At 67.8% G+C, this 24196-nt stretch carries 16 protein-coding genes; 9 read left to right on the top strand and 7 right to left on the bottom strand.

Annotated elements, in window-relative coordinates:
* Positions 1-180: 180 nt before the first annotated feature.
* Together ABZU72_RS00080 and ABZU72_RS00075 are read right to left on the bottom strand one after the other, a co-directional pair.
* Positions 181-1791 carry a hypothetical protein gene (locus ABZU72_RS00080; protein ID WP_355016869.1) on the bottom strand — a complete coding sequence of 537 codons (1611 nt, stop codon included), beginning with the start codon at positions 1789-1791 and terminating at the stop codon, positions 181-183.
* Between the two features lie 598 nt (positions 1792-2389).
* Complete coding sequence (locus ABZU72_RS00075) at positions 2390-3553, bottom strand: hypothetical protein (RefSeq protein WP_355016868.1); 1164 nt, start codon at positions 3551-3553, stop codon at positions 2390-2392.
* Positions 3554-4167: 614 nt separating this feature from the next.
* On the opposite strand from ABZU72_RS00075, the gene hrpB reads away from it, so the two are divergent.
* Positions 4168-6717: an ATP-dependent helicase HrpB gene (gene hrpB / locus ABZU72_RS00070; RefSeq protein ID WP_355016867.1), complete on the top strand. Its 2550-nt coding sequence runs from the start codon at positions 4168-4170 to the stop codon at positions 6715-6717.
* 37 nt (positions 6718-6754) lie between these two features.
* Entirely contained in the window at positions 6755-8488 is a 1734-nt protein-coding gene (locus ABZU72_RS00065) for a helicase (protein ID WP_355016866.1), read from the top strand.
* Positions 8489-8573: 85 nt separating this feature from the next.
* On the opposite strand, the gene ABZU72_RS00060 is transcribed toward ABZU72_RS00065, so the two are convergent.
* Complete coding sequence (locus tag ABZU72_RS00060; protein WP_355016865.1) at positions 8574-8906, bottom strand: hypothetical protein; 333 nt, start codon at positions 8904-8906, stop codon at positions 8574-8576.
* Between the two features lie 163 nt (positions 8907-9069).
* Between ABZU72_RS00060 and ABZU72_RS00055 the strand changes: the two genes are divergently transcribed.
* A complete protein-coding gene (locus ABZU72_RS00055; protein ID WP_355016864.1) occupies positions 9070-9450 on the top strand; it encodes a RidA family protein in 381 nt (126 codons plus the stop codon).
* An 81-nt stretch (positions 9451-9531) separates the two neighbouring features.
* On the opposite strand, the gene ABZU72_RS00050 is transcribed toward ABZU72_RS00055, so the two are convergent.
* Positions 9532-10008, bottom strand: a complete 477-nt coding sequence (locus ABZU72_RS00050) for a VOC family protein (RefSeq protein ID WP_355016863.1) — start codon at positions 10006-10008, stop codon at positions 9532-9534.
* A gap of 581 nt (positions 10009-10589) precedes the next feature.
* On the opposite strand from ABZU72_RS00050, the gene ABZU72_RS00045 reads away from it, so the two are divergent.
* From ABZU72_RS00045 to ABZU72_RS00025, 5 genes are all read left to right on the top strand, one after another.
* A complete protein-coding gene (locus tag ABZU72_RS00045) occupies positions 10590-11603 on the top strand; it encodes an NAD(P)-dependent alcohol dehydrogenase (RefSeq protein WP_355016862.1) in 1014 nt (337 codons plus the stop codon).
* Between the two features lie 131 nt (positions 11604-11734).
* On the top strand, positions 11735-12337 hold the full coding sequence (locus ABZU72_RS00040; protein WP_355016861.1) for an antibiotic biosynthesis monooxygenase: 603 nt from the start codon (positions 11735-11737) through the stop codon (positions 12335-12337).
* 136 nt (positions 12338-12473) lie between these two features.
* Positions 12474-12869 carry a hypothetical protein gene (locus tag ABZU72_RS00035; RefSeq protein ID WP_355016860.1) on the top strand — a complete coding sequence of 132 codons (396 nt, stop codon included), beginning with the start codon at positions 12474-12476 and terminating at the stop codon, positions 12867-12869.
* Positions 12866-14770 carry a caspase family protein gene (locus tag ABZU72_RS00030; RefSeq protein WP_355016859.1) on the top strand — a complete coding sequence of 635 codons (1905 nt, stop codon included), beginning with the start codon at positions 12866-12868 and terminating at the stop codon, positions 14768-14770. Before ABZU72_RS00035 ends, ABZU72_RS00030 begins: the two co-directional genes overlap by 4 nt.
* A 239-nt stretch (positions 14771-15009) precedes the next feature.
* Positions 15010-16887, top strand: a complete 1878-nt coding sequence (locus ABZU72_RS00025; protein WP_355016858.1) for a tachylectin-related carbohydrate-binding protein — start codon at positions 15010-15012, stop codon at positions 16885-16887.
* Between the two features lie 99 nt (positions 16888-16986).
* Here ABZU72_RS00025 and ABZU72_RS00020 read toward each other — a convergent pair whose 3' ends face one another.
* From ABZU72_RS00020 to ABZU72_RS00010, 3 genes are all read right to left on the bottom strand, one after another.
* The gene (locus tag ABZU72_RS00020; protein WP_355016857.1) at positions 16987-19860 is read right to left on the bottom strand and encodes a metallophosphoesterase; all 2874 of its coding nucleotides are present in this window, start codon (positions 19858-19860) and stop codon (positions 16987-16989) included.
* 119 nt (positions 19861-19979) lie between these two features.
* Positions 19980-20648 (bottom strand): response regulator transcription factor, encoded by a 669-nt coding sequence (locus ABZU72_RS00015; protein WP_355016856.1) that lies wholly within the window; start codon positions 20646-20648, stop codon positions 19980-19982.
* A complete protein-coding gene (locus tag ABZU72_RS00010) occupies positions 20645-21793 on the bottom strand; it encodes a histidine kinase (protein WP_355016855.1) in 1149 nt (382 codons plus the stop codon). The genes ABZU72_RS00015 and ABZU72_RS00010 overlap by 4 nt, the downstream gene beginning before the upstream one ends.
* A 132-nt stretch (positions 21794-21925) precedes the next feature.
* On the opposite strand from ABZU72_RS00010, the gene ABZU72_RS00005 reads away from it, so the two are divergent.
* Complete coding sequence (locus ABZU72_RS00005) at positions 21926-24067, top strand: MMPL family transporter (protein ID WP_355016854.1); 2142 nt, start codon at positions 21926-21928, stop codon at positions 24065-24067.
* The last annotated feature ends 129 nt before the right edge of the window (positions 24068-24196 follow it).

Genomic DNA, 24196 nt, shown 5'->3' with positions numbered 1-24196 from the left:
CGATGTCGGTGCCGACGCTCCTGACATGGTCCATCCCTGCCCGACCCGTGGTGCCTGTGACTGAACGACCGTGACAAGGTGCTCGTCTGGTGCGTCACTCCGCCGCGTGCTGTGCACGTGCATGGCCAGGATCGCGTAACGACTCGCAGGCAGGAGCCCGGTCCTTCATGGCGCGTGCGATCAGCCAGCCGTCACCGCCTCCGCTGCCAGCATGGCGCGCCAAGCAGCAAGAATCGATTCTGAGAGCACCGCCAACCGCGTCGCGTCGTCGCCCAACAGCCACCCCGTGAGGGAGCGGCGCGTAAGCGGACGATCGGTTCGAAACCGATCATCTAGGGCAGCGAGCTCAAGCATTGCGTCGGTCAGCCTTGCCTGCGATTCAGTTGAATCATGTGTGAAGAAGTTGCGTAGTTCGCGCATGACGCGTGCGGCGGCCAAGTCTGGTTCCCGAATCGAGTCGAGTTCGGCTTGGGCACTCGCTGCTAGCCACGAGTCCGTGTTGCGTATCCCTTCCGGACCACCGAGAAGGCGGTCAAGGTACATGTCGGTCAGAACCGCATCGACGCCTGGGGGAACGGCTTCGAGTAACGCCTTCTGGGCGGCCTTCAACCCGGACGCTGCAAGCCGTCTCGGCGCAGCGTCAGGGTCACTCTGAACAATCGCCCGGAACCAACCGCGACGACGGGTCTCGAATACACCCATGTAGTCCTTCACAAATGCGACCAGCGCGACAGGTCGCTCCCGTCCGGAAAGTCCGGCCAACTGGTCAAGCACGTCGCGCCGAGCATTGCTGGCGTCATGCAAGGCCGTGCGCGCCGCCGAGGCTGCAGCAGTCGCCACAACTGGCCGAAGAACCTGCGCTGAAGATCCGGTCAGAACAGTCCTCTTCGCATTAATCCACGATTGGTAGAACAGCCGCACCGCCGGACCAGAGGGACGCTGACGCCCGAGCCTTTCTTCGTTGCCAACCCAGACTTCGAAGGCGTCGAACGACTGAGGTGTCCCGGTTGCGCCGCAGTGCTTCAAGAAGTCCACGATGGCGCTTCGGTAGTCGACCTCCTCAAAGACAATCAGCCCTCGGCTCCTTCCGCGGGCTGAGGCGGTGATACCCACCGAGGCCAAGGCATCTGTCCAGTATCCGTTACCTAGGCGCTTCATCACGGTCTGCGACGTTGGTGGCCATGCGAGCGACCCCTGCCCGCCGGTCAGTCCCAAGCAATCAATAGCAGCCGCCCTCTGCTCGTCGTACTGCTTCTTGGAGATTGTCAACTCCGGATCGATCGTCAACTGTCGTCGCGCTGCGGCGATCGAGAAAAACACGTCCCGAACGTGCTCCGTCGTCACGCCAAGTTCGGCCAGAGCCTGCGCGACGTCCGCCATTTCGCCTAGAGAAATCTCGCTCAAGGCGGTAGGGAGATCTCCCTGGCACCCCCGGACTCGGGCGAGGATGTACCAGATCCCTGCCTCAATCACCGACTGACCGAAGTTGTACTCCTCGCGATTCACGTCGAAGAGCACCCCCGATGCCTTAACGGCTTCCCGCACGACGTCCGCAGGCACGTCAGGCTCTAGGTAGGCGAATTTGCTCTCAACTTCAACGCGGGTCGCACCGGCGGCAGCCAGCGATCGAAGACTGCCGCCGTGCTGCTCGCCGAACTCTTGAACGGCGGCCTCAAACTTCGCGGTCCGATGCTCGGCTCGCACCGCTCTCGCCTGCGCAGCTCCGATCGCACCCCGGGCTTTGAGTATCTGGTCGATCCGTTGGCGTGTCAGGCCGTAGCGCTCGGCCAACTCGGTTCCTGGTATACCACTTGCATACAGACGCACGATCTCCTGATCGCGTTCTGCCGTTGACCGGCCTGGCACAGTCCCACCCCGTTCCTCAGTTAGCTGCCTCACGCAGCCTAGGGCGTCGAAGGCGGTGAGCGGGCCGAAAGTCCCTCACAGGCGGCAGCTAACCCGGGCTCCTGCGCCAGCCGTGCGACGGCTCGACTCCTCCATGTCCCTAGCTGGGTCTGCTGCACGGATAGGTGTCAGCCCGAACTCGCCCGTTCAGCCGCCCTGGACCTCTATCCATGGCCTCGTCGCGCCTGACATCATCAGCCCATGACGCAGTACGGCAAAGTCGTAACGCATCTTGTCGAGAGCCAGCTAGAGCTTGAAGCAGGAGTCCGGGCCATCGCAGGCGAACAAGAGCTGTCAGAACCACAGGTAGCCGTGTGCGGCGGTTCTTGGTAGTCAGTAGAATGGATCGACCGGATGACTGTCGACGAGCCGCTGAGAACCGTTGCCCTTCACACTTCGGAACTCGATGTCGAGCCGGAGACGGTTGTAGTTTCCGCGCCCAATCAGGGGCTTGCCCAAGGCGAACGAATCTTGGTGGTTCGAGCTAACGCAACCCTGTCGCGTCTGCCCTCGGCCACGGGCTCTTGTACTCCGCCCCAATCACCCGACCCCAGGAGTCAGTGTGCTGACTGATCAGCCGCGACAGCGGGTCACCCGGGAACGGCACACTTGATGGATCCGGCACGCTCGGCTGTTCTGAGTTGCCTTCGCGGACCCGCTGTATGGCGGCCCGGTTCGTCGCCCAGTGGACGTCCCACGGGTGAGGGTTGGTCCCGATGAACCAGAAGTGGCCGGTAACCCGGCCGATGAGCAGGAGGTCTGTGTCCAAACCCTGGGCGTCCGAAAGCTCCGCACCCAACCTCTCCTTGAGCCCGTCGTGGTAATTCCGCAACTCCAGCGCGGCGATCGCGACGATGTAGAGCAGAACAAGTTCGCTCGCATAGTGGTCGTAGTGTGGCTGCATGCCGTCGAGGCGACTGCCGTAAAGGCGACGCTGGTTGTCGGAGACTGGGTGCGCGAAGGTCGATAAGAACCTGTAGTGCACGCCGAGCCGCCCGCGGTCTGCTTCTTCGACAAGATCGTTGACCACGAGGTTGTCCAGGAGAGCTGACCACCTTAGGTAAACGTTCCAACGTGCCTGGTTCTCAGTGGCGAGAGCGCGCAGCTCGTCTCGCGTGAGGAACCCGTCGTCTTGCTGGTCCGCTGGCTTTCCGACGAGTCCGTCGTACTCCTCAAGGAGGAAGTAGTAGATGCTCAGTTGCTCTCGGTTCCCGCGTTCGTCTGGTTCTGTGAAGAGCCCGCCGCGGCGAATGGTTACAGCGCCCTTTCGTGTGCGGTCCCAGTCGACGATGCCAGTCGTCCAATCGGCCCTGGCCTCCCGGTCTGCCTTCCACTGCGCCCACTCCTCTTCGGACACACCGCTGATGTGCTCCACATACGTGTGGCCTAGGTAGACCAGCCAGTCGAGGACAGCATGCTCGAGGCAACTGCGTACCACGGTGAACGCCGGCCCATACAGGTGCCGGTCGGCCAACTGCAGCGCAGCATCGAGATGCACAGCGAGGTTCGCCGCTCGATTGGCCTTTTCGGCGAACTCAACATGGAATGTGTCGTCGCCGAAGTCGAGGTTTTGGCGCAGGTCACGAAGCCGTGAGTTCAGCCGGGCCCATGCGCCCCGGAGGTCGGAGTGGTCGTCGTCAGCGGTCACGTAGACACTGTGCCGCAGCGCCGCCTCACACTGCTCGTTTTCCGCGTCCTTAGCTGTCTCAGAACGCATCGGCTGCCGGTTCCCGAAGGCATCACGCACGTCCGGGACGCCGTCATTGGGCAGGACACCGAGTCCAGATCAACGCTCGGGACGTTCTGTTTAGATCATCGAACGGGTCGATGGGACGGTCAGGAAGCCGGAGTATCCGATCCGGAACCCGTGTTCCCCAAGACGCTCCAGGAGCTTCCGAGAGCCGTGATTGGCGCGGAAGCGGCCGGACCTGCCGCGATCCATGCGGCGCTGAGGCACGTCTTTCCGCCGCCAGTGGGGCGCACCAACTGTGTCGAGGCTTGAGGCGGTGGTGGACGGAAGTGCGAGTGGCCGATGCTGCACCGATCGGCTGGAGCGCTGCGGACACCGGATAGCGACCGGCTGCGGACGCGACGAGCCTGAGACACAGGGACCTTCAGCACTGCTTCCCACATCCACCAGTCCCAGATCGTCACCCCGATGCGATGCGTCGGACGATGGGCTCGTCTGCTCGGGCGTCGTCGTGATGACAGCCCTCGGCGCCGACGCGACACCGGCCGAGGCACGTCAGGCACACTGCAGGAGTGTCCGACCCTCTGCGCAATCTGCTCGCCGCGCCGCCCGATCTCCCGGTCACCGCCGGCTTGGCCGCTCTCGACCAGGCGCTTCGTGCCCGCGGAGCCGCGGTGGTCCACGCACCGCCGGGCACCGGCAAGACGACCTTGGTCCCGCCCGCGGTCGCCGAGGTTGTCGCCGGACGGGTCGTTGTCACGCAGCCCAGCCGCATCGCAGCCCGTGCTGCTGCCCGTCGGCTGGCGCACCTGCTGGGCGAACCGGTTGGCGAGACGGTCGGATACTCCGTGCGCGGAGACCGATGCACCAGTCGACGTACACGTGTCGAGATCGTCACGACCGGCCTGCTGCTCCGGCGGATCCAGCACGATCCCGAGCTGGTCGGCGTCGGGGCCGTCGTGCTCGACGAAGTGCACGAGCGCCACCTCGACGCCGACCTGACCTTGGCGCTGCTCATCGACGTCCGGGCCCACCTGCGTGAGGACCTGTCCCTGGTGGCGATGTCGGCCACCATCGAGGCCGAACGGACCGCATCCCTGCTCGGTGGGGTCGACACCGCTCCGGTGATCCGCGTCCCGGGTGCTCTGCACCCGGTCCAACCGGTCTGGTGCCCGCCGCCTGCCGGGGTGCGCCGCACCGACGACCGGGGCATCACCCCGGCCTTCCACGACCATGTCGCAGCGACCGTACGTCGTGCGCTCGCCGAGCACGAGGGTGACGTCCTGGTCTTCGTGCCGGGTGTCGCGGAGGTCGAGGCGACCGTACGCCGCCTTGCCGACGTGGACGCGGCCGTGCACGCCCTGCACGGACGTCTGTCCGGCGCCGAGCAGGATCGTGCGCTCAGCGAGGGCCCGCGTCGACGAGTGATCGTCTCGACCGCGGTCGCCGAGTCGTCGCTGACGGTGCCCGGGGTACGCGTCGTGGTGGATGCCGGATTCTCGCGCGAGCCGCGCACTGACCACCGTCGCGGACTGGCTTCTCTGGTCACCGTCGCGGTGAGCCGGGCAGCGGCCGAGCAGCGGGCGGGTCGGGCCGGACGGCTGGGGCCGGGCGCCGTGCTGCGTTGTTGGTCCGAGGCGGAGCACGCGCATCTGGCCGCTCACCCGGAGCCCGAGATCGCGACCGCCGATCTGACGGCCTTCGCCCTGGAGGTGGCGTGCTGGGGCAGTGACGACGTGCACGACCTGGCGCTCCTCGACCAGCCACCGGCGCATGCGATGTCGGCAGCCAAGGAGGTGCTGGTGGATCTGGGGGCGATGACCGAGGAAGGGAGAGCCACCCCGCGGGGCCGGGTGATCGCTGGCGTACCGGCCGATCCCAGGCTGGCGCGTGCCCTCATCGACGGGGCTGGTCTCGTCGGGGCCAGGCGAGCCGCAGAGGTGGTCGCAATGCTGAGCGAGGACGTGCGCGCTCCCGGCGGCGACCTGGTTGCTGCGCTCCGGTCGCTCCGTGGCAACCAGCGTGCGGGCTCGTGGCGCAGCCAGGCCACCCGCCTAGAGAAGATCGTCGAGAAGCAGGGTCCGACAGGCGGCCGGAGCAGCGCGTCGGACCATTCCCAGGCAGCCCGAGGACTCACCGATGACGTGGCGGTGGGGCTGGTGGTGGCACTGGCGCATCCGGACCGGATTGCGCGCAAGCGTTCGAGTGCCCCGAGCTACCTGATGGCGTCCGGGACGGGCGCGGCGCTCGATCCGCGTGCCCCGGGGCCCTTGGTCGGACTGGAGTGGCTCGCGGTCGGAGACGCGGAGCGGCGGCCCGGGCAACGTGAAGCCCGGATCCGAGCGGCGGCCCCGCTCACCGAGGACCTCGCGCTGGAGGCGGCCGGGTCCCTGTGGACCGAGGTGGACGAGGTCACCTGGACCGGAGGGCGGGTGCTGGCTCGCCGACGTACGCTGCTGGGCGCGATCGAGCTCCGCTCCGTCCCGCTCAGCGATCCACCGGCCCACGCCGTGACCGAAGCGATCCGAGAGGCGGTGGCGAGCGAGGGAATCGCTCTCTTCGCCTGGTCGGAGGCGGCCACGGCGCTGCGCGCCCGCCTCGACTTCCTGCACCGTGCGCTCGGTGACCCGTGGCCCGATGTGAGCGACGTGGCACTGACGCAGAACCTCCAATCGTGGCTCGGGCCCCAGCTGGCGCGGGTTCGCTCGGCCCAGGATCTTCGTCGCGTCGACCTGGCTGCCGCGCTGCGGGCGATGGTGCCGTGGCCGCAGGCAGGCAGGCTCGACGATCTGGCTCCCGAGCGAGTGCAGGTCCCCAGTGGGTCGAGCGTGCGGATCGACTACTCCGCCGAACAACCGGTGCTCGCTGTGCGAATCCAAGAGGTCTTCGGCTGGACCGCAGCGCCGGTCCTCGCGGACGGCCACGTCCCGCTCCTGCTGCATCTGCTCTCCCCCGCGCGGCGCCCCGCAGCCGTCACGGCCGACCTGGAGTCCTTCTGGGACAACGGCTATCCCGGCGTTCGTGCTGATTTGCGCGGGCGCTATCCCAAGCACGCCTGGCCGGAGGATCCCCGCAGCGCACCAGCCACCGCGCGTACGAACAATCCCCGCCGCGGAAGATGAGCGGCGGGTCGACTCTCCTGGAGGATAGCGTCTGGGTGTGGCCAGTCCTCGCCGATCCAGTGCTCGTCGCCGCGGCGGGCGTCCGCGCCGGAGCGGGACGCGACATCCGAAGCGGCCGTTGCCGGCCGTCGGCCCGGGCGAGCGGCTGTGGGTGCTCGACATCCCTTACGGCACCCAGGTCGAGGGCGCCACGTGGCACCCGGGAGTCAAGACCCACCTGTACGTCGGGCACGCTGTGCCGGCGCACCTCGCGCCCTACGCTCCGGGTCCGTACACGCTCGGTCGGTTCATCGAGAGCACCCTCAATCCCGACCTTCCGACGCAGAGCCTCGAGCCGACCGACGCGCTCGAGCCGCGGCGGATCCAGTACGAGGCTGCTGACGCCATCGCGGCGCGCGCTGCGGCGGGTGGGCGGCAGTTCCTGCTGGCCGATGAGCCCGGCGTGGGCAAGACGATCTCCGCGGTCCTCGGGGCGACAGCGGTGGGCGACCTCCGCGGTGCGCGACGGGTGCTGGTCGTCGCCGACCGTCCCGCCGCGATCACGATCGGCCACTGGTGCCGCACGATCACGGCGCTGGGCGACGGCGGTCTCGAATGGGTCGTGATCACATGGGACCGCCTGGAGAAGGTCAAGGATCACGCGTGGGACGTGATCATCGCGGACGAGGCCCACGCGCTGCGACGTACGACGACGAAGCGGTGGAAGCTCTGGGCGCGGATCTCGGGCCACGGGCGGCCGCACGACAAGGCACCCTTCGTCATCGCGACGACCGCGACGCCCGGACACACGCCGCTCGACCTGCCATATCTCGCCCCGGCCTATGCGCAGGTCCTCGGCGAGCCGATGCAGGAGTGGACCTCGGCGACCCAGCCCGGCGCCACGTTCGCCACCGCGCTCGAGCGCAACGGCGTCGGGGTCGAGCGCGGACGCTACGGCGCAACATGGACCGCCGACCCGGCGCGGCGCGCCGCGGACCTCAAGCTGGTACGCGGCTGGCTCGAGGACGAGCGGCCGCCCGCGATGCTGCACCGCGCGGCGCCGTGGGGGCCGGTGCCGATCTCCGGCATGCCGGTGGCACTCACGCCGTCGGAGCGGATGGCGTACGAGGCCGAATGGGGAGAGTTCTGCCGCGAGATGGACATCGCCCGGCGTGGCCGCAATGTCGCAAAGGGGCGGGCAGCGCTGCTGCGCTTCCGGCAGAAGGCCGGGCTGATACGCGTCGACTCCACGGTCGCCTGGATCGTCCAGCAGGTCGAGGCCGAGCGACAGGTGGCGTGCTCGGTCGAGTTCGTCGCGACCGCCGCCGACCCGATCGCCGACCGGCTGCGTGACTCCGGCCTCGAAGTCGCCACGATCTACGGCCGCGACCGGTTCGACGCAGAGGCCGAGCGGCTCCGGTTCCAGACCGGGCAGGCGAAGGTCTGCGTCTTCACCACGGTCGCCTCGATCAGCCTGCACGCCGGCGAAATCCTCGCCGACGGTCGCCGGGCGAGCAGCGAGCCGCGGGTCGGTGTCTTCCACCAGGCCCGCTTCTCGGGTATCGCGGGACGGCAGGTGACCGGCCGCACCCACCGCGACCACCAGCTCTCGCCGTGGCACATCGCGTACGCCGAGGGCACCGTCGAGGAGCAGGTAGGCAGGGTGATGGTCGAGCGGATCGCTGCGGCCTCTGCCACGGTGGGTAGTGACATCACCGGCCTCGCCGCCCTCGCCCAGCTCCTCGGCGCCGACTGGCTTCCCTCCACCACCCTGACCGAGGACGGCGCCTGAGAGGTGGCGCGGCATTCGCCGCGAGCGCGCTACATCGCCGCGATGGGTCACTCACCGAAGGGGCGGGCTGTCGAGATCTCCCTTCCTATGGCGTCGTCGTGGCGAGGAGGCGTCGCGCACGACGACCCAGATCGCTCAGATCCACCCGACCCTCCTCAGCCGCGGCCGCCAGACGCGCGGCGAGGTCCATTGCCTCGTCGAGCTCGGGTGCGGTGACCGCGGACTCCTGGCCCATATCGCGAAGGATTGTGATCTCGGTCCTGGACGCGATCAAGGGATCGGTGACCCCGTCGATCCAGACTCGAGTGCGGCGGCCCTCGCCGCGTTCCTCCCCGGTGATGCGCTCCAGGGCGAAGATACGGTCGGCGCGCGCGAACTTTCCGAAACCCAATGCCACCATCCGGGAGTCCGATGCCATGTAGTCATCTTGCCATTACGCATCGAACTTTGATCTGGCGTGCAACCCCGGCTGACAGAAAGGTTCCCGCGTCATACCGCCGCCTATCGGGTAAGAACGCTGCAAGCCGAGAAACACCTCCGCGGGGACCTTTTGATGGGACGATCAGAACAGGAGGTCTGAGATGCCGCGTCAGATCATTACGACATCAAACGCACCGAGCTCGTCGCTCTTCAGCCAGGGAGTCAAGGCCGGCTCCCAGGTGTTCATCTCGGGAACCACCGGTATCGACCCGAGCACGGGTCGCATGGCCGGCGACAGCATCCAGGCCCAGACCCGCCAGGCGTTTGCGAACTGCGAGGCCATCTTGCGAGAGGCCGGTGCGACCCTCGATGACGTCGTCGAGGTAGGCGTGCTGCTCACTGACCCGGATGACTTCGCCGGTATGAACGAGGAATACGCCCACTGGTTCCCCGTCGATCCGCCCACCCGCTACGCCGCCAAACTAGGAGCCGAGATACCAGGGCTGCTCGTCTCGATTCGCATGACGGCATGCCTTGCCTGACCGTCAGGTCCATGGTTGATCCACGTCCTGCGCCTCAGGTCTGGGCCTGCGTCACTTCGCCGCGAGTGGCGTACGCCTTGGCTAGAAGTTGAGTCGCGGTTGGTCATAGAAGTTCGGCGGCCCGGGCCCGAACTCAACTCCGGCGAAGGTGCCAGGTGGTCCGGTGTGTGAGCCGGCCACGAAGCGCAGGATGGTCCCATCCGGATCCGCCACATCCATAGCGATGCCGAACTCCCCGCGATCGTGAATCTCGCCGTGCACGATGCCCAGATCGACACAGCGAGCGACCACCGTCATCATCTGTTCGGGCGTGCTGACCATGAACGCACAGACATCGAAACCGTCCAGCACCGGGCCACTCGCACAGTACTCGCGCTGACGAAGGCCGATCACGAAACCGGCAGCGTGGTCGGCAAGCACGATCCCCCGGACCGCCGAGTCCTCGTAGAACTCAGCCGCCAACTCGAGGCCGAACAGGTCGGAATACCAACGAGCACTGCGAGCCAGATCGCTCACCGGGAGCTTGATCTGGCGCACGCCGACAATCGGGAGCTTCACGCCTCGCAGCATTCCGCAGCCACGAGGCACCAGTCGACATGAGCACGCGTGTTTCACCATCGGTGATGAGTGCCGCCGCAGCGTGTGCAACTTTCCGCCGCTTGTCGGCGCGCTCGATGCGCCGGGCTCCTACAGACCGGCGGGCGCGTTGCCTTGACGTGGCAAGACGGCTGAGCGCTAGGAGTAGCGGTGGCTCTTCGCCGCGTGGCCTTGCTCGCGTGTGCAGGTGCGTCCATTCATCGAACGGTGGCCACACAGCGCCTCGGCGGGCGAAGGCGGAGCAGCCGACATGGCGGCCTGGGCCTTCGCAGGTCGAACCGCCGCTCTGGTCGGCGTCGAGTCGGCGGTCGACGCATCTTGCCTTTCGCGATACCGGGCCTCGCGCATCGCCCGCATTGCGGCGTCCTTGCTCATTGTGTAATCACCTGACGAACTCTAGGCGTGCGTACCGACAGTTTCGTTCAGGCGCGGCGCCGACAGCCGCCGCCGCTTCCCATCCCGGCAGCCCGGGATCCACGAAGGCACCTCCTGTCGGCTTTCGTATTCATCGGTCGAGGACGCCGTCCCAGTACGCTCCGACCATGAGAGCGATCGTTCAGGACCGCTACGGATCCGTCGACGACCTCAGCCTGAGCGACGTCCCTCGGCCGGACCCAGCCGAGGACGAGGTGTTGGTCCGGGTCCGGGCAGCGTCCGTGCATCCGGATGTGTGGCACGTCGTGGCCGGCCGGCCCGCGGTCCTCCGCCTCATGGGCTCCGGAGTCAGACGCCCCCGGGAGCGCGTGCCTGGGACTGACGTCGCTGGGGTGGTGGAGTCCGTCGGTAGCGCGGTAACCCGGTTCGAGCCGGGTGACGAAGTCTTCGGGGAGACCATTCGCGGTGTCCAATGGCGCAATGGCGGTGCGTTCGCCGAGTACGCCACGGCCCCCGAGGAGGGGGTGGCGCTCAAGCCTTCCGGCGTCAGCTTCGAGGAGGCGGCTGCGGTGCCGACCGCCGGGCTCATCGCCTTGAACAATCTGCCCCAACGACGGGTGCCCTTCGGGTCGCGAGTCCTGGTCAACGGCGCTGCGGGAGGCGTCGGCGCGTTCGCCGTGCAGCTTGCCAAGGCCTACGGCGCGCATGTCACCGGTGTCGACCACGCGAGCAAGCTCGCACTCGTGCGCTCCCTTGGCGCGGACCGAGTCATCGACTACACCTCTGAGGACTTCACGCGCAGCGGTGAGCAGTGGGACCTCATCTTCGACGTGCCCGGCAACCACTCCTTCAAGGCGATCCGCCGTGCACTGGACCCGCGAGGGCGCTACGTACTGATCGGGCATGACGCATTCGGGGCAACCGGCCACCGCTGGCTCGGCAGCATCCCGCGCGTCCTCGGGCTCGTGGCACGCTCGGCGGTCTCCCCCCAACTGCGCGGAGGGTCCTTCGCGTCACCAGACAAGCGGCAGTTGATGGGCACCCTTGCGAGTCTCATGCAGACCGGCCAGCTGCGCGTGGTGGTCGACCGGATCCTCCCTCTGAGCCAGGCGCCACAGGCATTGCGCCACCTCATGTCCGGTCAGCCTCTTGGACGGGTCGTAGTCCGCATCGACGACTGAGGCACCGCGTCCAACCACTGCGAGCGGACATCCGAGGAGCTTGGCTATGGCGTCCCCGCACCCAGAGGAGTAGACAGGGAACTACCGGCGGTGCCGGTCGGGCACTGCCCAGTCCTAGAAAGGAGCGGGCCGTGTACGCACGTTCAACTACGTTCCACGGGAGTCCCGGCAACATCGACGCGGGCATCACATTCGTCAAGGGCGAAGTCGGTCCCATGCTCGACAGCATCGAGGGCTGTCGCGGCCTCTCGATGCTGGTCGACCGCGAGACCGGGCACTGCATCGCAACAAGTTCGTGGGAAGACGAGGCGGCCATGCGCGCCAGCGATGAGCAGCTTCGCCCGCTACGCGATCGAGGGAAGGACATCCTCGGCGGCTCCATGCAGATCGACGAGTGGGAGATCGTCGTCATGCACCGTAGCCATCACGGCGAGTGCGGCCGAGTCAGCTGGCTGCAGGGTGACCTCGACGCCATGGCCGAGACCTTCCGGGTAGGGATCCTTCCCGAGCTCGAGCAGACCGCTGGATTCTGCAGCGCCAGCCTGCTGATGAACCGGTCGTCCGGCCTGGGTTGCGCCACCACAGCCTGGGAGTCCCGCGCCGCGATGGAAGCCAGCCGCTCGGCGGCCGACAACATGCGCAGCCGGGCCGCGAGCGACGCGGGCGGCGAGATCGTCGACGTGCACGAGTTCGAGCTCGCGTACGCGCACCTGCATGTCCCCGAGATGGCCTGACGTCCACGTCTTCGCCGAGCCCGCCCTGGCCGGGCTCGGCCACCGTGTCGGTGAATCCGCTGACGAGCCCCCGGTCTGGGAGGACACTGACCATAAGGGAGTCCTTTGAAGCGAGGAGCCGAGGATGAGTCGCCAGATGACCATCACGATCCACGATCCTGATGTGGAGCGTCTCGATGAGCTCAGTTCGGTCTTGCGCCGGGAGTTGCTGGACCTCGGCGTCGATGATGTCGAACGCGCGAGCGCGGGCGAGGCGCCTGCTGGCACCCGTGGCATCGACGTCGGGGAGATCGGGGTTCTGCTCGTGGCCTTCCAGGAGTCACTGGTCGCCGTGACCGCCATCGCGGGGGTGGTACGGGGGTGGATGTCCTCTACTCGCGGGGCCAACGCGGTCGAGCTCACCATCGGCGACCAGACACTCAAGATCGACTCGGCGTCGCGGGAGCAGCAGGATCGACTCATCGATGAGTTCGTCGCAGCCCTGCACGGGTCAGGGAAGCCGGACCCACCTGCTTCCTCACCGGTGCCATGACCGCGGGTCGGCGCAGCGCGCTGGTGGTGGCGAACGACACGTACGACGACCAGCGGTTGAGCAGGCTTCGTGCGCCCGCCACCGACGCCGAGCAACTGGCAAGCGTGCTCCGGAACGCCGAGATCGGCGGCTTTGAGGTCGAGGTGTCACTCAACGAGCCGGAGCATGTGGTCCGGCGCAAGGTCTCGAGCTTCTTCGATGACCGCGGGCCGGACGATCTCCTCCTGCTGCATCTTTCGTGCCACGGGGTGAAGGACGAGGACGGGCGGCTCTACTTCGCTACGCCGGACACCGAGATCGACCACCTGGACGCCACGTCCCTGCCCGCCGACTACGTGAACAGGCAGATGACGAAGAGTCGATCCCGGCGCATCGTGCTGTTCCTGGACTGCTGTTACAGCGGCGCATTCGCGCGCGGGATGATGAATCGCGGCGATGAGCGCATGGACATCATGGAGCGTTTCGATGGCCGCGGGCGGATCGTGCTGACGGCGTCGAGCGCGATGGAGTACTCATTTGAGGGCGACCAGCTTGCCGGCCAAGGCAAGCCGTCGGTGTTCACCTCGGCTCTGGTCGAGGGTCTGACCACCGGCGAGGCGGACCGGGATCGTGACGGTTTCGTGTCAGTCGACGAGTTGTACGACTTCGCCTTCGACCGGGTACGGACCGTCACGCCGTCGCAGACGCCCGGAAAGTGGGTCTTCGACGTGCAGGGGGACTTCCACATCGCCCGCAGCAACCGCCCACCTGAACCGGTGGACCTGTTGGCCGACTTGCGTGGTGCCATCTCGAGTCCGTTCACCAATGTGCGTCTCGGTGCAGTGGAGGAGCTGGCCGCGTTGCTGGACGACGTGGACTCCGCTCGCGCCGCCGCGGCCCGCATGGTGCTGGACGACCTGGCTGAGCATGACACAGAGCGTGTCGTGCGAGGGTCGGCCGAACGAGCTCGCAGGCCCGCCGAGGCCTCGCCCCCACCCCTGCCGACCGTCCCTGAGCAGCCGACGGTCGTGCCGCCCCCACCAGACACACCCGCACCGGCGGCCGAAGCCGCTGTGGCGCGCGAGCCCGAGCACAGCCCGCGGCCGGTGGCAGCTACCGAGCCCAGGCCTCCCTCGTGGGTGCCTGCCGTCGCGTCAATAGCTGCCATGGCGCTCCTGGCTGCGATTCCGTTGCCGTTGCTGGCCGAGACCCCGTCGTCCTGGGACTCGTTCGCGGTCGTCGCGCCGTTCGAGGCAGCGCTTGCCGTCCTCGCTCTGCTCCTCACTGCGGTCCGGCTCCGCCGTCAGCAGTTGGCCACCGCCGACGCGGCAGGACTGTTCATCGTGGTCGGGGTCCTCATGGGCGCCGCCGGCATCGGACTGGTGAAGTTCTCCCTCGAGGAGATCGGCGCCATCGGTGTTGTTCTGGGTCTTCTCGTCGTGTGCGGCGGAGTGGGGGCTGTCGTGGCAGGCCGGGCGTGCTTGAGCGTGTCGCCGAGGGATCGCGACCTCGGTCCTGTCGAGCCGGTCTGGCTTGTATCGGCCATGGCGGGCGCTGGACTGGCCACGCTCGCGCTGTTCATCCCGTACGACGGCTTCAGCTCGTTCTGGACCGAAGTCGAGGAAGGCGCAAGCGCCGAGTTCATCTTCGAGCCGGCGGCCGTGGTCGGTTGCCTGGCGCTCGGCATGCTGTCTCTTTCCTCCCGGCGTCGGTTCGCCACCGCCGTCCTGATCTCTGCCGGTGCCCTCACCGCAGTCCACTACGTCGGGGTCGTCATAGCGGCCTGGCGGGCGATCGGCGAGGAAGGCGAGGTACGTTCCGCCGGGTGGGTCGGCATTGCCGGGGGCCTGCTGGTCGCCTTCGCTGCATGGCAGATCCAGCAGTCGCTGACACGGGACGGCCCGGGGTCTGGCACAACCTGACCCGCTCAGCAGGGGCGCGTCAACATCGCCTAGATAGGGCATGACTCCGCACATCAGCAGCAGTTCCATGGGTTATGGCTTTCTTTCCTGCGTCTTTGGCCGACTTCGGCCACGGCTCCATGACTCTGGGCGACGGAACGAAAGCCCTGGGTAGCCGTCCACTGATGGCCCTTCTTGTCGATTGGGATAGCAATCCCAGCAAGATCGCGAGTTTCCATGGACTCGGCTACTACGAACAGTTGGCGTTCGGCAACCCATCGCCGCCGTTCTCGACGGCCGACCCGATCAACCCGGCCAGCCTCTCCGCGTACTTTCAGGAGAACAGCCTGGGCCGCTTCGGCTACACCCGGGTGGGCCTCTTCGAAGTCACGATGGGATCAACGGTTCCGGACGGGGTGCCGTCCAAACGCTGCAGGCAGGTGCTGGAAACGTTTCCGCCCAACATGCTTGCGCAGCACGACGTCGACGCTGACGCCGTGCTCGAGGAGAGCGAACTCAGCATCGTGATGGTGGAGAACTTCGCCGGCGCCTTGCCGGGCATCGCCTTCAACGAGGCCTTCACCCTGACCGGCAGCACCGTCCCCTTCCTCCCTGACGGCATCCAGATTCGGATCCGATTGGCGGGAGGCGGCCCCCTGACACCCTTCTATCAATTGGCCCACGAAGCGTCCCACCTGTTGCGCACGATCGACATGTACAACATGGGCCAGCAGCCCAACAACGGCAACGTGCTGATGACGCTGATGAGCTCCTTCTCCTTCACCAGCGACGACCAGGTCATCGTGCACCTCGACATGTGGCACAAGATGCAGCTCGGCTGGGCGGAACCACGCCGGTTCGCGCTCAAGAGCCAACGGTCCGAGGACGTGCGCGACGACACCGCCGACGGGGCCATCATCCTCTGGGACGAGACCCGGCGGGACAGCGAGTACTTCCTCGTCGAGCGCCGCAGGTCCGACGGGCCGGCCCGGCGTTACGACGCTGACTTCCCCGGTGACGGCGTCTGCGTCTGGCGAGTGCAGAAGTCGACCCCGAACGGACCCATCGTCCAGAACCTGCGCCCGCCGGACCTGCTGGCCGGCGTCCAGGGAGTCTGGCAGGTGGGCGAGGAGACGCCTCCCCTTGTGTGGTCAGACGGGACGACGACAAACGTGACCCTCAAGTTTGCCGCGGCCCCGGACGGCCGCGTGCGCGTCTCCTGGGGTGAGGCGCTGACCCACGCCAGCTCGGTGCGGCACTTGCGGCTGTTCCATGGAGGCAACGGCTCCGACGGCGTCGGTGGTCTCACCCGGCAAGGGGTCTTCTTCGGGGTGACGACCGAAGGCAACCTGGAGTGGAATCGCTACAACGGCCAGGGCGAACAGGCCGGTGACCCGCTGGCCCTCCAGTCGTGGTCCCCCAACACCGGGAACCTGATCGGCCGCGGGTTCGCCCACCTGAAGCAGGTCGTCGGCGCCGGGGACGGGGTGATCTTGGTGGTCCACCCCGACGGGACGCTGCGCTGGTTCGGCTACGACGGTGCCGGCGAGCCCGACATCACCGGCGCCGCGGGGTTCGTGCCCAACTCCGGCAACACCATCCGCAGCGGGTTCGAGAACGTGACCAAGATGTTCGTCGCGCCGCGCATCGGCATCGGCATCCATGGGTTCAACATCTTCACCGTCGAGACCGATGGCTTCCTGCGCTGGTACCGGTACACGGGCAACGGCGAGCACGACCCGGCCGGCACGACAGGCTGGCATCCCAACTCGGGAAACATCGTCGGGCAGGGCTGGCAGGGCGTACGCCTGGTGTACGCCTCGGCGAACGTGTTCTTCGTGGTCACCGAGGACAACCTGCTGCGCTGGTACTCCTACTCCGGCAACGGTGAGGAGGACCCATCCGGCGTGCTGGGCTGGGCCCCGAACACCAGCAACCCGATCGGCCGCGGGTTCGGTGACATCGTGCACCTCTTCGGCGGGGTCACCAATCAGGGTGGCTTCGGGCACAGCATGTTCGCAGTCAACCGAGCCGGGGACCTCCGCTGGTTCCACTACCGAGGTCAGGGCGAACGGGACGAGACCGGCGCGAGCGGATTCATCGCTCGCTCGGGAAACGTCATCGGCACCGGCTGGTGAGCGCAGCCCGAGCTTCTGATCGAAGACGTCGACGATACGAGTGCGTCTATCCGCCGCGAGGCGGTTGCTCTCCGGCATCGAGGCCGGGAACTTACACCGCTATTGACCCAGGACAAACCTGCCTTCATCGGCCGCGACCGTAAGACTGATCCTGGCCACCTCTTCGATCTCAACCGGCTGGTCGCCACGGACGCGGTGGATCTTCACCACGGCCTCGGTGGGTGAGGTCTCGAACTCGAGGAAGTGCTTGAAGAACGGCGGCTCGTCCAGCGAGTAGATCTCGGAGACGAACTTCTGGATGGGCCCGAATGGCGGGTTCAGGCCGGGGAAGGCGATCTGCGCCCGGCGTCTGGTCCGCCGATCGACGCTTTCGACCTGGGCAGCTTGGCCCTCCTGCTCGGCGTCGATGATGGCCGTCGCGGCCGCTTCGCTGATGAAGTCGAAGTGCGTCGCGGCGCCCTGGCGGTAGCGGGGACTCACCCACGCCTTGGGGTCCGCGACCAGCAAGTAGGCGCCGAGGAACACCAGGTGGGCGAGGAGGACCGCAGCGCCGATCGCGATGACAGTGAAGAAGGCCGCGCCGACCGCCACGGCAGGCCACCACGTCCTGAGCTCGTTCGCAACCTGGCCGGGTGCCGAGAAGCCCGGTACGTCGAGCAGGCCCGGCACCGCCGCCCCCAGCAGGAGCACCCCGAGGGCGAGGACGGCGACGACCAGCAGCGGCATGTACAGGCGCTCGTGCTCGCGTCGCACCCAGTCGACGACCAGCATGCCGATCACGGTCACCACGATGAGCGCTGGCAGCGCGAAGGCGGCCCGCATCCACTCCGAGTCGACGGCGTCGGCGATCCACCACCAGAGCACCAGCGTCACCGGCGCCACAAGGAACACGAGGGGTTGAACCAGCCGACGCCGCCAGCGGATCCAGGCCTGCGCCCGGCGTACGGGCTCCTCGTGCAGGCGTCGGGTGAGGAAGTCCGGGGCCAGAACAGCCGCGAGCACCACCACCGCGATCACCGCCAACGGCACGAGTCCGAGCAGACCACTGAGGAACAGCACGGTCAGGCCCTCGCCGCTCATCACGCGCAGCATCTCGCCCGAGACGACGGCCGTCTGCGCGAGCACGGCCCACACGACCGAGCGCTCGAGCCAGCGCGCGGCCCTCGCGCCGTTCACGGTGGTGACGATCCGTTTCCGCCACCCGACGATCGCCACGACGGCGTAGAGGTCGACCGCGACGACGAGGACCCAGGACACGGTACGTCCGTCGTCCGAGCCTCCCGCGTCCAAGCCCATCGGCAACAGAGCCAGGACCACGAGAGCCGCCAGCACGCACGCGAACGCGACGTGATGCCAACCGGGCACGCGCTCGACGGGGCTCCACCACCTCGACCAGCGCACGCACCAGGCGTTGAGGCAGATCCACAGGGTGCTCGCGCCGAACAGCACCAGCAGCGCTCCAGCCGCATCGGGCAGATAGTGGTGCAGGAACAGCGTCGCCAGGACCCCGACGACCAGCGCTTCGAGACGCAGGAGCAGGCGGCGTACGAAATGACTGTGTCCGGGACGTTGCGGCATCAGATGCAGCAGCATCAGCACGATCATCGCGGCGATGGCCGCTCCCCCGGGTCCGACTCGCACGACCTGGTCCCCGAGCTGGAGCTGACGGCTCCATCCGGTCTCGGCGAGCCACCGGCCCAGGACCACTCCCCCGCCGAACATCACGACGGTCAGCAGCAGCCGCCAGATGCTGGGGACCAGCTGCTGGGCGAAGTACGCCAGAGACTCGGCCGACCCCGGGAAGATCCTGGTCGGCCGAAATCGAAGGTCGGTTCGCGCATCCGAGGCGGCCGTCCGGATGGGATGGGTGGCGTGGGTGTACGCGCCGCCACCACCACTGACGATGTGCCACAGGCCGTCGCGTGAGCTGTCCGGCGTCGTCGGGTCGTACAGCTGGAAGTTGTGCGTGTCACCTCCCACCGTCGCGACGTAGCGGTGCTTCCTGTCGGTCACGACGTCGTAGACGGTCTCGCCGGGTCGTCCGGCCACCACACCCTTCCGGCGCTCACCGTTGACGAACAGCGGCTTGCCGGTCATCAGGATCTTCGGCTTCTCGCCGCTCAGCGAGCTCAGCCAGTCGAGCTGCGCCCCGTCGATGGTCCCGTCGATGCCGGTGTCGATGCACACCAGGTCCACATGCTCGGCCTCGATGACGAAGTACGGCGCCGGCTGCAGCGTGGCTTCTGGTGCCGGATCGCCACCCGGGGCCGGTTCCCCCCACCGCGCCGGCGCGGCTCTGCCGGCCGGTTCGCTGGGGGTGCGCCACATGATGCGGCCGAAGCGGTCCCGGATCAGCTGCCATCGCCCCAACGGCTCGTCGAACGACGGCGCCAGGAGATCGCTGGGCCAGGTCGGCGGTGCGTCCGCTGCGTACAGGAACTGGTGGGCGAAGCCGTAGAGGCCGTCGTACCAGTCGTGGTTGCCCGGCATCGCGTAGACCGGGACGTTCTCAGGAAGCGAGAAGTTGTCGCGTACGTCGAGGGGCGCCTTGAGATCCGGCACCCGGTTCGACCGGTACGGCTTGTAGAAACCGTCCACGTAGTCGTTGACGTTCCCGGACGGGTAGATCACGTCGCTCAGGACGAGTACGAAGCCGGCTTGTTCCGCGGCTCGCGCCAAGGCGGGCGCGACCACGTACTGGGACGGGTCCTGCTCGCCGGTGTCACCGATCACGAGGAACCTCGAGACCTCGGAGGCGGGGATCGTCAGGGGCTCGTCCTTCTTCGTCCAGTGCGCGCGCAGGTTCTCGACGAGCCCCTGCGTACCGCGTCCCAAGACGTCGTTGACGGACTCGATGAGGGTGCGTGCGGCGATCCAGGAGAGGCTGTTCCACTTGGTCGGGTCGTTCTGCAAGTAGTCCCGCGTGCGGGCCCAGTCCTCGGTCCCGGTCTCGGAGTCATCGCCCAGAGTCATAGACATCCCCTCCGCAGAACGGAACTGGTCGGCCCGCCCGACCGCATGTAACAGGTCTAAACAGATCCCCGCGCGGCGCTACGGTAGCGCGAGCCATCTCCTCAAGATGCGGTACGGCCCTATTCCTTCACGCGCTTGGTCTCGTACGCCCACATCGCGACCTCGACGCGGTTGCGGGCGCCGATCTTGTTCATCAGCGCGGCGACATGGGTCTTCACCGTGCTCAGGGTGATGGTCAACTCCTCGGCGATCTCCGCATTGGTGCGGCCGCGCGCGACGGTGAGCAGGACCTCCTCCTCGCGCTCGGTGAGCGGCTCGATCGGCTGGGCCGGCGGCGTGGCTCGCTCCAGGCCGGCCAGCGTGGTGAGGAGGCGGCGGGTGATGTTGGGCGAGATGAGCGCGTCGCCGTTCGCGGCTGCGTTGATCGCCTGGACCAGCAGCTCGGGGCCGGCGTCCTTGAGCAGGAAGCCTCGGGCGCCGGCCTTGAGGGCGCCGTGGACGTACTCGTCGAGGTCGAAGGTCGTGATGACCACGATGGCGAGCGGGTCCTCGACGCCGGGGCCGGCGAGCCGACGGGTGGCCTCGACGCCGTCGATACCGGGCATCCGGATGTCGAAGAGGCAGACGTCGGGACGCAGCTCACGGGCCATCGTCACCGCCTGATGACCATCGATCGCTTCGCCGACGACCTCGATCCCGGGCTGCGCGTTGAGGATCATCGTCAGGCCGGTACGTACCAGGAGCTGGTCGTCGGCGACCACCACCCGGATGGTCCCCTGGCTGGTCACCGAGACACCTCGCGCGGCAGGCTCGCCTCGACGGTCCAGCCGCCGGCCGGGTCCGGCCCGGCCTGGCACACGCCGCCGAGCAGCTTGGCCCGCTCAGCCATCCCGAGCAGGCCGTAGCCCACGCTGGTCGCGGGGCGGGCTGCTTCTCCGTCGTCGTGCACACGCAACCGTACGACGCGGGCCTCGCCCCGGACCTCCACACTCACCTTCGTGGGGTAGAGGGCGTGCCGGATCGCGTTGGTGACCGACTCCTGACAGATCCGGTACACCGACACCTCGACCGGCTGCGGCAGGTCGGCGAGATCGCCCACGCACTGCACCTGCACCAGGGGGCTCATCCTGGTCAGCTCGTCCAGATCGCCGATGCCCCGCTGCGGGCCGTATTCGACTGGCACTGCGTCGACCGTCTCGCCATCGCGGAGCACTCGGACCATCGTGCGCATCTCGGACAGCGTCTGGGAGGCCTCGGCCTCGATCACCGCCAGTGCCTCGAGGGCCGCGGCCGGGTCTGTGGCCGCCACCGCTCGTCCCGCCTGCGCCTGGATCGCGATGGCGGAGACGTGGTGCGCGACGGTGTCGTGCAGCTCGCGGGCGAGGTCGCCGCGCTCGAGGGTCCTGACCTGCTGGACCTCGCGCTGGCGCGCAACCGCGCGGTAGCGCATCGCGGCCCCGAGGGCGAACGACGCGACCACCACCATGGCGCCGCCGATCAGGTCCCCGACGTTCTCGGTCGCGGCGAGTCCCAGAGTCACCGGGACCGCGACGATCGCTGTCCCGATCAGTGCCTCGCGTCCTGATGCCCAGCGATACAAGGAGTAAGGCAGCAGCAGGACGCAGGCCATGGTGTTGAGCCCCACCTCGTCGACGCCGCCGAAAAACGTCGGGATCTGCAGCACCATCGCGCCGCCGCCGAAGCCGACCACGGTCGCCAGGAGTGGATGAGTACGCCGCCAGAGCAGGGCCGGGATCACCAGGAGCGCGACCACTGTGGCCAGGGGACGCCACGGTACGTCGGAGCGGAAGATCGCCTCGCCCACGGCCGTGACCAGCAGGGCGCCGACCAGGGCCCAGTCCCACCACGCCCGAGCTGGCGGGTCCGGGGCACGGGGCTCGGCTAGGACTGAGCGGACGAAGGCGGTCACCACCTCTCGACCCTAGCGAGCGGACGGCCTCGTCGTACGGGGCACAAGCACGATCCTCACCTCGTACTTTCGGCCGAGGAGGCCACTGCTCCTTGGCCCGATGTGGAACGTACATCGCCGGGCCACGGTGGAGGCATGACCAAATTCCTCTACCGGCTCGGCCGGTCCGCCGCGACCCGTCCCTGGACCGCCATCGGCGCCTGGGTCGTTCTCGCGCTCGTTGTCATCGCCTCCTCCGCCGCCTTCGGGCGCGAGCTCGAGGAGAGCTTCGAGGCACCCGGCCTCGACTCCTACCAAGCCGCGGAGCTGCTCTCCGAGGCCCAGGCCGACGAGGGCGGGATCAGCGCCCATGTCGTGCTCGAAGCACCAGACGCGACGACGCAGGTGGCGCCCGTGGAGGCGGCACTCGCGGAGCTCCCGGGTGTGTTGGGTACGACGAGCAGCGTCTCGCCGGACGGTGACATCGCGCTCGTGCGGGTGCAGTACCCGGCGATCGAGCACCTCGAGGCCTCCGACCTGGACAACCTCAAGGACGCCGTCGCCGACCTGCGTGAGGAGTCGTCGCTGACGCTGGAGACCGGCGGCGACCTGTTCTTCGCGTTCGAGGAAGCACCCACCGGGCTCGGCGAGGTCGCGGGGATCATCGTCGCGATGATCGTCCTGCTGATCGCCTTCGGCTCCTTCGTCGCGATGGGGCTGCCGATCGGGATGGCGCTGTTCGGTCTGGTCATCGGCATCACCTCGATGAAGCTGGTGACGTACCTGATCGACATCCCGGCGTGGGCGCCGGAGCTCGCGGCCATGGTCGGGCTCGGCGTCGGCATCGACTACGCGCTCTTCCTGGTCACCCGGCACCGCGAGAACTTGGCTGCGGGGATGCCGGTCCCCGAAGCGGTCGGCCGAGCCCTGGCAACCGCAGGGCAGGCCGTGATCTTCGCCGGCGGCACGGTCGTGGTGGCGATCCTCGGGTTGCTCGTCGCTGGGATCCCGTTCGTGACCGGTGGTGGGGTCGCCATCTCCGCGATGGTGCTCGTGATGGTGCTCGCCTCGGTCACCTTGCTGCCGGCACTTCTCGGACTGGCGGGGCACCGGATCAACGGACGCCGGCGACGGGTCGAGATTGGGGCGCACCGGCCGAGCACGGGCTGGTACCGGTGGGGTGCTCACGTGACCCGCAACGCGACGGCGTACCTCGTCGGCGGATCGGTCTTCATGATCGCCCTGGCCGCACCCGTTCTCGCGCTCAACCTGGGCTTCCCGGACGACGGGACCAAGCCCGAGTCGAGGACCGAACGCCGGGCGTACGACCTGATCGCCGACGGTTTCGGGCCCGGGGCCAACGGGCCTCTGGTGATCGCGGTCGACATCTCGCAGGACAAGTCCGTCGTGGCGCCGCTGGCCGAGGCGGTGGCCACGGACCCGGGCATCACCGCGGTCGGCGAACCGATCATCGATCTCTCCGCAGGAGTGGCCACGCTGGTGGCGCAGCCGACCACGTCGCCCCAGGACGTCGCCACCCAGGAGACCGTCACGAGGCTGCGCAGCGAGGTCTTCCCGACGGTGCTCGACGGCAGCTCGGCGACCGCCCATGTCGGCGGTCAGACAGCGACCTTCGCCGACCTCGGTGACCGGGTGCAGGAGCGGATGCCGCGCTTCGTGGCCGCCGTGCTGCTGCTGTCGTTCCTCCTGCTCGCCGTGCTGTTCCGGTCGGTACTGGTGCCGCTGAAGGCGGTCATGATGAACCTGCTGAGCGTCGGTGCGGCGTACGGCGTGCTCGTCATGGTCTTCCAGTGGGGCTGGGCGGCCAGCCTGATCGGCGTGGAGTCGACGGTGCCGATCGTGTCGTTCATCCCGCTGTTCATGTTCGCGATCCTGTTCGGGCTCTCCATGGACTACGAGGTGTTCCTGCTGTCGCGGGTACGCGAGCAGTACCGCCGCCACGGCGACAACACCCGCGCCGTGATCGAAGGGATCGCCGGCACCGGCCGCACCATCACCGCAGCCGCGCTGATCATGGTCGCGGTCTTCTCAGGCTTCGTCCTCGGCAGCGACCCGGTGGTGAAGATGATGGGAGTGGGCCTGGCCACGGCCATCTTCCTCGACGCGACCGTCGTACGGCTGATCCTGGTCCCCGCGACCATGAAGCTCCTGGGCGCCGCGAACTGGTGGTTGCCCGCGTGGCTCGATCGGCTGCTGCCGGAGCTGGACTCTGCGCCGGTGGAGAAGCCGGTCGAGGAAGAGACGGGCACGCCGGTTGCTTCCCGGCCCATCGCCTGATCGGTCGTACGGCATCATTCATCACGACGCGTGCGGACCGCCGAGCACTCGCTGTGCTTCGGGCGGATCGACCGCTCGGATCATCGCGAGTCTTTGCACATCGGTCGGATCGGGCTGCGCACAGAGGGC

This window comes from Nocardioides sp. NPDC004968 (assembly GCF_040608935.1).
Taxonomy (GTDB): Bacteria; Actinomycetota; Actinomycetes; order Propionibacteriales; family Nocardioidaceae; genus Nocardioides.
The sequence above is the reverse complement of the archived record's forward strand: the minus strand, read 5'-3'. Positions and strand labels throughout refer to the sequence as shown.

Coding starts and splice junctions, on each gene's coding strand:
- ABZU72_RS00060 (WP_355016865.1), bottom strand. CDS start 8,906: ATGGCATCGGACTCCCGGATGGTGGCATTGGGTTTCGGAAAGTTCGCG.
- ABZU72_RS00055 (WP_355016864.1), top strand. CDS start 9,070: ATGCCGCGTCAGATCATTACGACATCAAACGCACCGAGCTCGTCGCTC.
- ABZU72_RS00045 (WP_355016862.1), top strand. CDS start 10,590: ATGAGAGCGATCGTTCAGGACCGCTACGGATCCGTCGACGACCTCAGC.
- ABZU72_RS00035 (WP_355016860.1), top strand. CDS start 12,474: ATGACCATCACGATCCACGATCCTGATGTGGAGCGTCTCGATGAGCTC.
- ABZU72_RS00030 (WP_355016859.1), top strand. CDS start 12,866: ATGACCGCGGGTCGGCGCAGCGCGCTGGTGGTGGCGAACGACACGTAC.
- ABZU72_RS00020 (WP_355016857.1), bottom strand. CDS start 19,860: ATGACTCTGGGCGATGACTCCGAGACCGGGACCGAGGACTGGGCCCGC.
- ABZU72_RS00005 (WP_355016854.1), top strand. CDS start 21,926: ATGACCAAATTCCTCTACCGGCTCGGCCGGTCCGCCGCGACCCGTCCC.